This window comes from Streptomyces sp. NRRL S-244 (genome assembly GCF_000717915.1).
GTDB lineage: Bacteria > Actinomycetota > Actinomycetes > Streptomycetales > Streptomycetaceae > Streptomyces.
In genome coordinates, this window is record NZ_JOCX01000001.1 from 58,175 (window position 1) to 71,081 (window position 12,907).

Sequence of the window (12,907 nt, forward strand, 5' to 3'; positions counted from 1 at the left end):
CGACGCCGGGCACGCACGGGAGGACGGGCCGGGACGGCCACGACCCCCGACTCGGGATTCCACGCATCCTGCGCCGCCGGGCCCGCTGGGTCTCGGCGCGCCTGCGGCATCCACGGACGTAGCCGGAGCCGCGCCCCGTCCCGTACGGACCCCGGGCCCGCCCGCACCCGTAGGGGCGCACCCGGACCCGGACGGGTCACCGGACCCGGACGGATCACCGGACCCGGACGGATCACCGGACCCGTACCGATCAGAGGGCGCAGCCCTGGCTGTCGACCCGCCGGTCGGAGGCCTTCCCGATCCGGATGTCGTCGCGGACCTCGTCCGCCGTCAGCGCGTACCCGGTGTTCGGGTCGTCGAGCGACTTCGCGAAGACGACCCCGTACACCTTGCCGTCGGGCGTGAGCAGCGGGCCGCCGGAGTTGCCCTGGCGGACGGTCGCGTACAGCGAGTAGACATCACGGCGGACGGTGCCGCGGTGGTAGATGTCCGGGCCGTTGGCGTTGATCCGGCCGCGGACGCGCGCCGCGCGGACGTCGTACGCGCCGTTCTCCGGGAAGCCGGCGACGATCGCGTCGCTGCCGCTCGCCGCGTCCTTGTCGGTGAACTCCAGCGCGGGCGCCTTCAGCTTGGGCACGTCCAGGACGGCGATGTCGCGCTCCCAGTCATAGAGCACGACCTTGCCGTCGTAGAGCTTGCCCTCGCCGCCGATCTGCACGGTCGGCTCGCCGACCCCGCCGACGACATGCGCGTTGGTCATGACCTTGCCGGGCGCGAAGACGAATCCGGTGCCCTCCAGGACCTTGCTGCAGCTCGGCGCGGTACCGACGACCTTCACTATCGAGCGCTTGGCCGCCTCGGCGACGGGGCTGCGGGCGAGCGCCGGGTCGGGCGCCTTCACCTCGGTGATCGGCTCGTTCGAGAACGGGCTGAAGACCTGCGGGAAGCCGCTGCGCGCGAGGGTGGAGCTGAAGTCCGAGAACCAGGTGTTGGCCTGCGCGGGCAGCACCCGCGAGACGCCGAGCAGCACCTTGGAGTTGCGGACTTCCTTGCCCAGGGTGGGAAGTGACGTCCCGGCGAGGGCCGAGCCGATCAGCCACGCCACCAGCAGCATCGCGACGACGTTGACCAGGGCTCCGCCGGTCGCGTCGAGCGCGCGCGCCGGCGACCACGTGATGTGGCGGCGCAGGCGGTTGCCCAGATGGGTGGTGAAGGCCTGCCCGATCGAGGCACAGACGATGATCACGACGACGGCGATCACCACGACCGTGGTGGACACCTGGGTGCCGTTGTCGGTCACCCGGTCCCAGACCAGCGGGAGCAGGGACACGGCGATGAGACCACCGCCGAGGAAGCCGATCACCGACAGGATGCCGACGACGAACCCCTGGCGGTAGCCGACGATCGCGAACCACACGGCGGCGAGCAGCAACAGGATGTCCAGCACGTTCACGAGGGTCACCGTCTCATGCGCGCCAGTCGAGCGGGACCTGCCTCGAACGGTCCCAGGGGCGCTCCCACCCCGCGAAATGCAGCAGCCGGTCGATCACTCCGGCGGTAAAACCCCAGACCAGAGCCGATTCGACGGTGAAAGCGGGGCCCAGGTGGCCGCTCGGGTGGACGGCCATGACCCGATGATCGGGATCCGTGAGATCGGCCACGGGAACCGTGAAGACGCGGGCGGTCTCGGCCGGGTCCACGGCGCCGACGGGGCTGGGATCGCGCCACCAGCCGAGGACCGGTGTCACGACGAACTCGCTGACCGGGATGTACAGGCGCGGCAGCACGCCGAAGAGCTGGACGCCTGCCGGGTCGAGCCCGGTCTCCTCCTCGGCCTCGCGCAGGGCGGCGCGCAGCGGGCCGGTGGTGTGCGGATCGCCGTCCTCCGGATCGAGTGCGCCACCGGGGAACGAGGGCTGGCCGGCGTGCGAGCGCAGGGTTCCGGCGCGCTCCATGAGCAGCAGCTCGGGGCCGCGGGGGCCCTCGCCGAAGAGGATCAGCACGGCGGACTGGCGGCCGCGGCCGTCCTCGGGCGGCAGGAACCGGCTGAGCTGGGTCGGCCGCACCTTCACCGCGGCCTCGACGACGGGATCGAGCCACCCGGGCAGGCCCTGGGTGGTCACAGGCGGAGCGCCGGCACCCCGGCCCTCGTACGGGGCCTGCGGCTTGCCGTGCTGCGGCGGCGGGGCCGCCTGGGCCACACCGCTCTCGTCCCGCGCTCCGCGCGTCATAGGCACCCCTGCTCCCTGCCGTCACCGACACCGTCGCCGACCCGATACGGGGACAACGCAGCCCCGGGCCGGATTGGTTCCTCCGCGGGCCGCCGTGCGGCGGCCCGCGGCCGTGCTCCGTTCAGTTCCGCTCCCCGTTCCGCGCCCGGTTCCGCTCCGTGTTCCGCATTCAGGAGGCGGTCGGGGCGGACACGTCCGCCTCTGCCACCCTGCCCGCGCCCAGCGGCGGCGCCGGGAGGCCCGGGTAGTCGGGCGGCGGGCTCAGCCGCTGGCCGGGCTGGCCGCCCTTCTCGTACTTCAGCAGCTTCTTCGCCTTCTCCGGGTCCGTCTCGCCCTCCCCGTACGCCGGGCACAGCGGGGCGATCGGGCAGGCGCCGCAGGCGGGCTTGCGGGAGTGGCAGATCCGGCGGCCGTGGAAGACGACGCGGTGCGAGAGCATCGTCCACTCGCTCTTCGGGAAGATCGCGCAGATCTCCGCCTCGACCTTCTCCGGGTCCTCCTGCTCGGTCCACTTCCAGCGGCGCACCAGCCGGCCGAAGTGGGTGTCCACGGTGATCCCCGGGACTCCGAACGCATTGCCGAGCACCACGTTGGCCGTCTTCCGGCCGACTCCCGGCAGCTTCACCAGGTCCTCGATCCGGCCCGGCACCTCCCCGCCGAAGTCGTCCCGCAGGGCCTGGGAGAGGCCGAGGAGGGACCGCGCCTTCGCCCGGAAGAACCCGGTCGGCCGGATGATCTCCTCCAGATCCTCGGGCACGGCCGCCGCCATGTCCTCGGGGGTCGGGTAGGCGGCGAACAGGGCCGGGGTCGTCTGGTTCACGCGCAGGTCGGTGGTCTGCGCGGAGAGGACCGTGGCGACCAGCAGCTCGAAGGGATTCCGGAAATCGAGCTCGGGGTGGGCGTACGGATAGATCTCGGCCAGCTCGCGGTTGATGCGGCGGGCCCGGCGCACCATCGCCAGATGCGATTCCGGTTTCTTGGCCGAACCTTTGCCCTGGGGGCTCGGCAGGGCCTTCCGGGGCTTCCCGGGCGTCTTCTCGGGGGCTTGTTCGCCCACAGCTGAATTAGGCCCGCCCGTCACTCCTGCGGACCCCTTGGCCTGTGCTCTCACCGGCTTATTGGACACCCGGCCAGCCTAAGGCCGGGCGCTGACACCCGCCTGGACCTCAGGTAACACCACTCTGATTGGCCTCTCACCGCACAGCACACGCGTACGTCCGGCATCCTTGGTAGTGATTGATCGCACTGTTTGAGCCGTCCGGCAAAATGGGGGACCAGGTCCCCCTGAGCTGGTCGACATAGGAGAGAGACTCGTGGACGACGTTCTGCGGCGCGCCCCGCTCTTCGCGGCGCTCGATGATGAGCAGGCCGCGGAGCTCCGCGCCTCCATGGGCGAGGTGACCCTCGCACGCGGTGACGCCCTGTTCCACGAGGGCGACCCCGGTGACCGGCTGTATGTCGTGACCGAGGGCAAGGTGAAGCTGCACCGCACCTCCCCCGACGGCCGCGAGAACATGCTGGCCGTCCTCGGCCCCGGCGAGCTGATCGGCGAGCTGTCGCTGTTCGACCCCGGCCCGCGTACCGCCACCGCCACCGCCCTGACCGAGGTCAAGCTGCTCGGGCTCGGCCACGGCGACCTCCAGCCCTGGCTCAACGCCCGGCCCGAGGTCGCGACCGCGCTGCTGCGCGCGGTGGCACGGCGCCTGCGCAAGACCAACGACCAGATGTCCGACCTGGTCTTCTCCGACGTCCCGGGCCGTGTCGCCCGCGCCCTCCTGGACCTGTCGCGCCGCTTCGGCGTGCAGTCCGAGGAAGGCATCCACGTCGTGCACGACCTGACGCAGGAAGAGCTGGCCCAGCTGGTCGGCGCCTCCCGCGAGACGGTCAACAAGGCCCTCGCGGACTTCGCGGGCCGCGGCTGGCTCCGCCTGGAGGCCCGCGCCGTGATCCTGCTGGACGTGGAGCGGCTGGCGAAGCGGTCCCGCTGACCGCGGTCCGGATGTGCGTGGAGGGGTCCTGCCCGGTCGGGCGGGGCCCCTCTGGCGTCTCCGGGCGGCTCGGCCGTATTCGGGTATCCGTCTCCGGCAGCGCTCAGACCTCGGTCAGGGCCTCGACCGCCTGCTTCGCCTCCAGCAGGGCGGCCCCGGTGATCCGCCGATAGACCCGGATGGCCTCGACCGTGCGGCCGTCGCGCACGAGCGCCCGTACCTCGTCCAGGCCGGCCGGCTCCGGCTCCTCGATGCCGAAGTGGTCCAGGACCAGGCCGAGGCGCCGCTCCAGCCGCTCCGAGCGCCGCTCCAGGGCCTTCATGCGCAGGGTGACCGTCGAGGTGATCCACGAGGCCGTGGCGATCAGCGCGAGCAGCAGGAACAGGGTGGTCATTCGGGGCCCCCAGGGATCAGTCCGTGATCTTGAAGGTACTCCAGCTGCGCCCGTACGGACCATTCCGCGGCCGGCCACAGCGAGCGGTCCACGTCCGCGTAGACGTGGGCGACGACCGCCCCGGGGGTCGTGTACCCGTCCTCCACGGCGGTCTCGACCTGGGCGAGCCGGTGCGCCCGGTGGGCCAGGTAGTACTCCACCGCGCCCTGCGCGTCGTCCAGGACCGGCCCGTGGCCCGGGAGCACCGTGTGCACGCCGTCGTCGACCGTCAGCGAGCGCAGGCGGCGCAGCGAGTCCAGGTAGTCGCCGAGCCGCCCGTCGGGGTGGGCCACGACGGTGGTGCCGCGGCCGAGGATCGTGTCGCCGGTCAGCACGGCGCGGTCGGCGGGCAGGTGGAAGCAGAGCGAGTCGGCGGTGTGGCCGGGGGTCGGGACCACGCGCAGCTCCAGGCCGCCGGTCCGGATCACGTCCCCGGCGCCGAGCCCCTCGTCGCCGAGGCGCAGGGCGGGGTCCAGCGCGCGGACCTTGGTACGGGTGAGCTCGGCGAACCGGCCCGCGCCCTCGGCGTGGTCGGGGTGGCCGTGGGTGAGGAGGGTCAGCGCGATCCGCTTGCCGGCCTGTTCGGCCCGCTCCACGACGGCGCGCAGGTGGGCCTCGTCCAGGGGGCCGGGATCGATGACGACGGCTTCCGCGGAACCGGGCTCCGAGACGAGCCAGGTATTGGTGCCGTCCAGGGTCATCGCGGAGGCGTTGGGGGCCAGGATGTTGACCGCGCGGGCGGTGGCGGGCCCTGAGGTAACGATTCCTCTGGGCTGTCCGGGCAGAGCGGCCGCATTCGTCACGGGGTGCCTCCGGGGCGGACGTGCTTGGTGAACTCGTCGTGGCCGGGCCAGCTGAGCACCAGCTCGCCGTTCTCCAGCGTGGCCTGGGCCAGTACGGGGGTCAGGTCCTGGCCGGCGGCCGCGGCGAGGGCGCCGGCGGCGCTCCCGTACGGCTCCAGCGAGCGCAGCGTGGAGATGGTGGGCGGCATCATCAGCAGCTCGCCCTTGGCGTAGCCGGCCGCGGCGTCCGCGGGGCGGATCCAGACGGTCCGGTCGGCCTCGGTGGAGGCGTTGCGGGTGCGCTGGCCCTCCGGGAGGGCAGCGACGAAGAACCAGGTGTCGTAGCGGCGGGGCTCGAACTCCGGGGTGATCCAGCGGGCCCAGGCGCCGAGCAGGTCGGAGCGCAGCAGCAGGCCGCGGCGGTCGAGGAACTCGGCGAAGCTGAGCTCGCGGGCGACGAGGGCCGCGCGGTCGGCCTCCCAGTCGTCGCCGGTGGTGTCGCCGACGACGGTGTCGGGGGACTCGCCGGCGAGCAGGACGCCGGCCTCCTCGAAGGTCTCGCGGACGGCGCCGCAGACGATCGCCTGGGCGGTGCGGGGGTCGGTGTCGAGGCGGGCTGCCCAGTCGTCCTGGCTCGGGCCGGCCCAGCCGACGAGGTGGTCCTCGTCGCGGGGGTCGACCCCGCCGCCGGGGTAGGCGTACGCGCCGCCCGCGAAGGCCATGGAGGCCTTGCGGCGCAGCATGTGCACGACGGGTCCGGCGGGGGTGTCGCGGAGCAGCATGACGGTGGCGGCGCGGCGGGGCTCCACCGGGACGAGGGAACCGTCCATGAGCGCGCGGATGCGGTCGGGCCATTCCGGCGGGTACCACTGGCCTCCGGCGGGGGGCTGCTGCTGACCGTACTGACCATTCGGCATGACGGGATGCTACGGGTATCCGGCCCGATGTTCGAGAGCCACCGGGGCGGCGGGCCGGGTCGCCCGGACCCGGTACCCGAACGCAGGACGGGCCGGAAGAGGCGGTACGGGAACGAGCCCGGCGGTACGGGAACGGCCCCGGCGGGCCGCCGGACGGAGTCCGGCGCAGCGGCACGAAGCCGGTGGGGCCCGCCAGGGCCGAAGCGCGCGAGTGGCGCGTCAAGAGGGGGTGTGGCGCGCCAAGAGGCGGCGCCACGTCAGGAAGCGGCGGCGCGTCAGGAAGCGGAAACCTCGACCTGGAGCTCGACCTCGACCGGGGCGTCCAGCGGCAGGACCGCCACGCCGACCGCACTGCGGGCGTGGACGCCCTTCTCGCCGAGCACCTCGCCGAGCAGCTCGCTCGCACCGTTCAGCACGCCCGGCTGGCCCGTGAAGTCCGGGGCCGAGGCCACGAAGCCGACGACCTTCACGACTCGCTCGATCTTGTCGAGGTCGCCGATCACGGACTTCACCGCCGCCAGGGCGTTCAGCGCGCAGACCGCCGCCAGCTTCTTGGCCTCCTCCGCGGAGACCTCCGCCCCGACCTTGCCGGTCGTCGGCAGGCTGCCGCGGACCATCGGGAGCTGCCCCGCGGTGAACACGTACGCGCCCGACCGCACGGCCGGCTGGTACGCGGCCAGCGGCGGGACGACGTCCGGCAGGGTCAGGCCGAGCTCGGCCAGCTTCGCCTCGACGACGCCGCTCATGCCTTCTCCCGCTTGAGGTAGGCCACGAGCTGCTCGGGGTTGTTCGGCCCGGGCACGACCTGGACGAGCTCCCAGCCGTCCTCGCCCCAGGTGTCCAGGATCTGCTTGGTGGCGTGGACCAGCAGCGGGACCGTCGCGTATTCGAACTTCTTGGTCATGGGGGCGAGCGTAACGCGTGAGACAGAGGGCTCATGCGCAGCCCGAGGGGCGAGTGGTTAGGCTCAGACGCTGTGAGCAGGCTCCAGGTGGTCAGCGGCAAGGGCGGAACCGGAAAGACCACGGTCGCCGCGGCACTCGCGCTCGCCCTCGCGCGCGAGGGCAGACGGACGCTGCTGGTCGAGGTCGAGGGCAGGCAGGGGATCGCACAGCTCTTCGGGGCCGAGGCGCTCCCGTACGAGGAGCGGAAGATCGCCGTCGCTTCGGGCGGCGGGGAGGTCTTCGCCCTCGCCATCGACGCCGAGCGGGCGCTCCTCGACTACCTCCAGATGTTCTACAAGCTCGGCTCCGCCGGCCGCGCCCTCAAGAAGCTCGGCGCCATCGACTTCGCGACGACCATCGCGCCCGGTCTGCGGGACGTCCTGCTGACCGGCAAGGCGTGCGAGGCGGTCCGGCGCAAGGACAAGGCCGGGCGCTACGTCTACGACCACGTGATCATGGACGCGCCGCCGACCGGGCGGATCACCCGGTTCCTGAACGTCAACGACGAGGTGGCGGGGCTGGCCCGGTTCGGGCCGATCCACAACCAGGCGCAGGCCGTCATGAAGGTGCTCAAGTCCCCGGAGACGGCCGTCCACCTGGTCACGCTGCTGGAGGAGATGCCCGTCCAGGAGACCGCCGACGGGATCGCCGAGCTGGAGGAGGCCGGACTGCCCGTCGGGCGCGTCGTCGTCAACATGGTGCGGCCGCACCACTTGGACGAGGACACCCTGCGCGCCGCCGCCGGCGAGCGCCGGGCGGACGTGGCCAAGGCGCTGTCCCGGGCGGGCCTGGGCGGCGCACGCCGCGGCGGCCTCGCCGAGCGGCTGGTGGACCCGCTGCTCGCGCAGGCCGCCGAGCACGCGAGCCGGGTGGAGCTGGAGCGCGCGCAGCGCACCGTACTGGAGCAGCTGGACGTGGCGACGTACGAACTCCCCCTGCTCGGCACGGGGATGGATCTGGCCGGGCTCTACGAGCTGGCCTCGGAGCTGCGGAAGCAGGCGGGCGAGGAATGACCGGGGCCACGACGGGAATGACGGGAATGAAGACCGGCGTCGGCATGGACGCTCCCCCGCGGCTGCCCGTGGACCGGCTGCTGGACGACCCCGGGACGCGGATCATCGTCTGCTGCGGCGCGGGCGGGGTCGGCAAGACCACGACCGCCGCGGCCCTCGGCGTACGGGCGGCGGAGCGCGGGCGGAAGGTGGTCGTGCTGACCATCGACCCGGCGCGGCGGCTCGCCCAGTCGATGGGGATCGACTCGCTGGACAACACCCCGCGCAAGGTCAAGGGGGTGAACGGGCGCAAGGGAGGCAAGGGGGTCGGCAGCGCGGACGGCGCGGACGGCGCGGACGGCGGCGAACTGCACGCCATGATGCTCGACATGAAGCGGACCTTCGACGAGATCGTCGAGGGGCACGCGGACGCCGAGCGGGCGGAGGCCATCCTCGCCAACCCCTTCTACCAGTCGCTGTCGGCCGGCTTCGCGGGCACGCAGGAGTACATGGCGATGGAGAAGCTGGGCCAGCTGCGGGCCCGCGACGACTGGGACCTGATCGTCGTGGACACCCCGCCGAGCCGGTCCGCGCTGGACTTCCTCGACGCGCCGAAGCGGCTGGGGTCCTTCCTGGACGGGAAGTTCATCCGGGTGCTGATGGCTCCGGCGAAGGTGGGCGGCCGCGCGGGGATGAAGTTCCTCAACGTCGGCATGTCCCTGATGACCGGCACGCTCAGCAAGCTGATGGGCGCCTCGCTGCTGAAGGACGTGCAGACCTTCGTGGCGGCGATGGACACGATGTTCGGCGGGTTCCGCACCCGCGCGGACGCGACGTTCCGGCTGCTCCAGGCTCCGGGTACGGCCTTCCTGGTGGTCGCGGCGCCCGAGCCGGACGCGCTGCGGGAGGCGGCGTACTTCGTGGAGCGGCTGGCGGCGGAGAAGATGCCGCTGGCCGGGCTCGTACTGAACCGGGTGCACGGCAGTGGTGCCGATCAGCTGTCCGCGGAGCGGGCGTTGGCCGCCGCAGAGAATCTTGAAGAGGGCGGCATTGTCGATCAGGAGTCCGGGAATGCTGGACTTCGTGACTCGGCCGCGGGGGCTGAAGCGGCGGACGCCGACGTGGCGGGGGCCGACGCGGCGGGGGCCGATGTGGACGAGATCACCGCAGGGCTGCTGCGTCTGCACGCCGAGCGGATGCAGGTGATCGCGCGTGAACAGCGCACACGCGATCGTTTCACCTCGCTGCACCCCGAGGTGGCGGTGGCCGAAGTGGCCGCCCTGCCCGGCGATGTGCACGACCTCGCCGGGCTGCGGGCCATCGGAGAGCGACTCGCGGCCGGGATGCCGGCCGGAGCGTAGGCGTTCGTACGGCGGATGCCTACGACGGATGCCTGCGTACGAGCGGCGCCTCCGGGTGCGGAGGCGAGGCGGTCGTACGCGGGACCGCGCGAGGGGGCCTGCGGCCTACCCCGCTGCCGCGTACGTCTCGTACGCGACGTCGATCTCCGCCATGTCCGCGTCGACATCCACGGTGAGGATGCCCGTACTGCGCTCGTACTCCGTGCGAGCGGTTTCGAGCAACCGTCGCCACGAGGTGACGGTGGGACGCCGGCGCAGCAGTGCGCGACGCTCCCGCTCGGTCATTCCGCCCCATACTCCGAACTCGACACGATTGTCGAGCGCGTCGGCCAGGCACTCGGTCCGCACCGGACATCCGGTGCACACCGCCTTGGCCCTGTTCTGTGCCGCTCCTTGAACGAACAGTTCATCCGGATCGGTAGTGCGGCAGGCTGCCTGCGCACTCCAGTCGGTAACCCAGCCCATCCCGGCGCCGTCCTCTCCCGAATCGAGGCTCCCCCACGGCGGTAGCGGCATATTCACCGCTGCCAGTTGAGGACGTTACGGAAGGCGAGCACAGTGCAACACCCCCGACGGGCCCAATCTTGAATGGTCCGAACGGACTATGGGTAAGCGGCAGATCACCCGACGGAGTGATCCGGCGACATGCCCGACCATTCCGGCAATTCGGGTGGAATCGGCGGACGTCGGACGAGCGACCGTCAGAGTGAGGGGCGAGATTCGGACATAAGTCCACCCCATTCGGGAAGGGTGAAAATCAAGCCGAGGGGTTGATGTCGCACCGCACTGCTGTGACAGTTGAGGACAGCTTAGGCCAAGGCATTCGCGCGTGTCCGGTGAATGAGAACGTAGGCTGCCCTCCATGGGAAAGAAGCGCTCGGGCGCCGGGCTCACGGGGCCGCAGCAGGCCGCCAAGTTCCTCGGGGTGTCCGTTCTCTCCGGAGTTGTGCTGGCCGGCATCGCGATCCCGGGCGCAGGCGCCCTGGGGCTCGCCGCCAAGGGGACGGTCGAGGGATTCGACGAGATCCCGGCCAATCTCAAGACACCGCCGCTGAGTCAGCGCACGACGATTCTGGACGCCGAGGGTGGCTTGATCGCCACGGTCTATTCACGGGACCGGCAGGTGGTGCCCTTGACGGCCATCTCCCCGTACATGCAGAAGGCGATCGTCGCGATCGAGGACTCGCGTTTCTACGAGCACGGCGCGATCGACGCGAAGGGCATCCTGCGCGCGGTCAACCGCAACGCGCAGGAGGGCGGGGCCGCGCAGGGCGCCTCCACGCTGACGCAGCAGTACGTGAAGAACGTGTTCGTCGAAGAGGCCGGCGATGACGAGACCAAGGTGCGCGAGGCCCAGGAGAAGAGCCTGGGCCGCAAGATCCGCGAGCTGAAGTACTCGATCCAGGTCGAGGAGGAGCTCGGGAAGAAGAAGATCCTCGAGAACTACCTCAACATCACTTACTTCGGCCAGCAGGCATACGGAATCGAATCCGCCGCTCAGCGCTACTTCAGCAAGCCGGCCAAGGACCTGACCCTGGACGAGTCGGCGCTGCTGGCGGGCGTGGTGCAGTCGCCGAGCCGGTTCGACCCGGTGAACGACGCGCAGGAGGCGATGAAGCGCCGGAACGTCGTCCTCCAGCGGATGGCCGACATGAAGGACATCTCGCAGACCGAGGCGGACGAGGCGAAGAAGAAGCCGGTGACGCTGAAGGTGACGCGGCCGAAGAACGGCTGCATCACCGCGGTCAAGGGCGCGGGCTTCTTCTGCGACTACGTGCGCAACACGTTCCTGACCGACCCGGTGTTCGGCAAGACCCGCGAGGAGCGGGCCAAGCTCTGGAACCAGGGCGGCCTGACCGTGCGGACGACGCTGGACCCGCAGTCGCAGGAGTCCGTCAACGAGTCGATCAAGGACCACGTCAACCAGGACGACAAGGTCGCCACGGCCGTCACCCTGGTGCAGCCGGGCACGGGCCGGGTCCTCGGCATGGGCCAGTCCAAGCCGTACGGCTTCGGGAAGAACGAGACGCAGATCAACTTCTCGGTCGACAAGCGGATGGGCGGATCGAACTTCGGCTTCCCGACCGGTTCGACCTTCAAGCCGTTCGTCGCGGCCGCGGCCCTGGAGAAGGGCGTGTCCGCGGGCAAGACGTACCCCTCCCCGCACGACATGGAGTACCCGAGCCCGGTGGAGACCTGCGGCGACAAGCCCTGGGTCAACACCTCCCACGACCGGGTCGAGAACGAGTCGGAGTCCGAGCGCGGCCCGTACGGCATGCAGGAGGCGATGGCCAAGTCGGTCAACACGTACTTCGTGGAGATGATCTCCGAGAACGGGCTCTGCCCCGTGACCGAGATGACCACGAAGCTCGGCGTGATCCCGGCCGACGGGACGAAGCTGCCGGAGGTACCGGCCATCGCGCTCGGCACCGAGGGCATGTCCCCGCTGACCATGGCGAACGCGTACGCGACCTTCGCCAACCGCGGTGTGTACTGCACCCCCGTCGCCCTGGAGTCCATCACCGACGCGCACGGCAAGGCGCTGGCGGTGCCGAAGTCGCAGTGCGACCGCGTGATGAGCGAGAAGACCGCCGACACCGTCAACACGCTGCTGCTCGGCGTGATCGACTCCGGTACGGGTACCGCGGCGGGTCTGACCGACCGGCAGAACGCGGGCAAGACCGGCACCACCGACAGCCGCTACAACGCCTGGTTCGTCGGGTACACGCCGAACATGGCCGGCGCGACGTGGGTCGGCTCGGGCGGCGCGAAGCAGGTGTCGATGGAGAACATCACCATCGGCGGCCAGTACTACGACAAGGTCTACGGCGGCGGGCTGCCCGGCCCGATCTGGAAGCAGGCGGTCTCGGGCGCGCTGGACGGCCGGGAGGCGCCGAGCTTCGTCACGGTCGGCCTCGGGCCGGAGACGGGCGCGCCGACGGGCGGCGGCCGGCCCAGCACCCCGAACCCGAACAAGCCGGGGAAGCCCGGCAAGCCGGGCGGCGACAACAAGCCCGGCGGCCGCCCCGGCGGCCAGACGGCGGCGGGAGCCACGGGCGGCCCGGCGGGCGGCGCGACGGGCGGGGCGACGGGCGGCGCGACGGGCGGCAACACCCCGACCGACCCGTTCCCGGGCGGCGTGATCGGCGGCCTGGAGGACTAGCAGGACATGCATTGACCGAAACCGAATGACTGAGGGCCCCGCCCGCGCAACGCGCGGAGGGGCCCTCAGTCATTCACGCGTTCACGCGTTCACGCG

Annotated in this window: 13 protein-coding genes; 4 read left to right on the forward strand and 9 right to left on the reverse strand. The window is 71.5% G+C overall.

The genetic code is table 11. From position 1 onward, the window contains the following. Positions 1 to 250: 250 nt before the first annotated feature. The 3 genes from IF02_RS0100275 to nth all read right to left on the reverse strand — a co-directional run bounded on the left by IF02_RS0100275 (position 251) and on the right by nth (position 3,186). On the reverse strand, positions 251 to 1,453 hold the full coding sequence (locus IF02_RS0100275; protein ID WP_030152705.1) for a MarP family serine protease: 1,203 nt from the start codon (positions 1,451 to 1,453) through the stop codon (positions 251 to 253). Positions 1,454 to 1,466: 13 nt separating this feature from the next. After that, the gene (locus IF02_RS0100280) at positions 1,467 to 2,231 is read right to left on the reverse strand and encodes an NUDIX hydrolase (RefSeq protein WP_030152707.1); all 765 of its coding nucleotides are present in this window, start codon (positions 2,229 to 2,231) and stop codon (positions 1,467 to 1,469) included. Between the two features lie 169 nt (positions 2,232 to 2,400). Then, positions 2,401 to 3,186, reverse strand: coding sequence for an endonuclease III (nth, locus tag IF02_RS0100285; RefSeq protein ID WP_106977189.1), 786 nt, complete (start codon positions 3,184 to 3,186; stop codon positions 2,401 to 2,403). Between the two features lie 358 nt (positions 3,187 to 3,544). Here nth and IF02_RS0100290 point away from each other — a divergent pair, with 358 nt between their 5' ends. Further along, positions 3,545 to 4,219: a Crp/Fnr family transcriptional regulator gene (locus tag IF02_RS0100290; RefSeq protein WP_003981529.1), complete on the forward strand. Its 675-nt coding sequence runs from the start codon at positions 3,545 to 3,547 to the stop codon at positions 4,217 to 4,219. 103 nt (positions 4,220 to 4,322) lie between these two features. On the opposite strand, the gene IF02_RS0100295 is transcribed toward IF02_RS0100290, so the two are convergent. The 5 genes from IF02_RS0100295 to IF02_RS34170 form a co-directional block, all read right to left on the reverse strand. Then, on the reverse strand, positions 4,323 to 4,613 hold the full coding sequence (locus tag IF02_RS0100295; RefSeq protein WP_030152714.1) for a hypothetical protein: 291 nt from the start codon (positions 4,611 to 4,613) through the stop codon (positions 4,323 to 4,325). Then, on the reverse strand, positions 4,610 to 5,455 hold the full coding sequence (locus IF02_RS0100300; RefSeq protein ID WP_030152715.1) for an MBL fold metallo-hydrolase: 846 nt from the start codon (positions 5,453 to 5,455) through the stop codon (positions 4,610 to 4,612). Before IF02_RS0100300 ends, IF02_RS0100295 begins: the two co-directional genes overlap by 4 nt. Next, positions 5,452 to 6,351, reverse strand: coding sequence for an NUDIX hydrolase (locus tag IF02_RS0100305; protein WP_030152717.1), 900 nt, complete (start codon positions 6,349 to 6,351; stop codon positions 5,452 to 5,454). Before IF02_RS0100305 ends, IF02_RS0100300 begins: the two co-directional genes overlap by 4 nt. 275 nt (positions 6,352 to 6,626) lie before the next feature. Further along, positions 6,627 to 7,097 (reverse strand): RidA family protein, encoded by a 471-nt coding sequence (locus IF02_RS0100310; protein ID WP_030152718.1) that lies wholly within the window; start codon positions 7,095 to 7,097, stop codon positions 6,627 to 6,629. Beyond that, the gene (locus tag IF02_RS34170; RefSeq protein ID WP_007264966.1) at positions 7,094 to 7,255 is read right to left on the reverse strand and encodes a DUF4177 domain-containing protein; all 162 of its coding nucleotides are present in this window, start codon (positions 7,253 to 7,255) and stop codon (positions 7,094 to 7,096) included. The genes IF02_RS0100310 and IF02_RS34170 overlap by 4 nt, the downstream gene beginning before the upstream one ends. 72 nt (positions 7,256 to 7,327) lie before the next feature. On the opposite strand from IF02_RS34170, the gene IF02_RS0100320 reads away from it, so the two are divergent. Beyond that, a complete protein-coding gene (locus IF02_RS0100320; protein WP_030152720.1) occupies positions 7,328 to 8,308 on the forward strand; it encodes an ArsA family ATPase in 981 nt (326 codons plus the stop codon). A 17-nt stretch (positions 8,309 to 8,325) separates the two neighbouring features. Continuing rightward, positions 8,326 to 9,648 (forward strand): ArsA family ATPase, encoded by a 1,323-nt coding sequence (locus IF02_RS0100325; RefSeq protein WP_030152722.1) that lies wholly within the window; start codon positions 8,326 to 8,328, stop codon positions 9,646 to 9,648. A gap of 105 nt (positions 9,649 to 9,753) precedes the next feature. Here IF02_RS0100325 and IF02_RS0100330 read toward each other — a convergent pair whose 3' ends face one another. After that, positions 9,754 to 10,113, reverse strand: coding sequence for a WhiB family transcriptional regulator (locus IF02_RS0100330; RefSeq protein ID WP_030152724.1), 360 nt, complete (start codon positions 10,111 to 10,113; stop codon positions 9,754 to 9,756). Between the two features lie 397 nt (positions 10,114 to 10,510). Between IF02_RS0100330 and IF02_RS0100335 the strand changes: the two genes are divergently transcribed. Further along, the gene (locus tag IF02_RS0100335; protein ID WP_030152725.1) at positions 10,511 to 12,811 is read left to right on the forward strand and encodes a transglycosylase domain-containing protein; all 2,301 of its coding nucleotides are present in this window, start codon (positions 10,511 to 10,513) and stop codon (positions 12,809 to 12,811) included. The last annotated feature ends 96 nt before the right edge of the window (positions 12,812 to 12,907 follow it).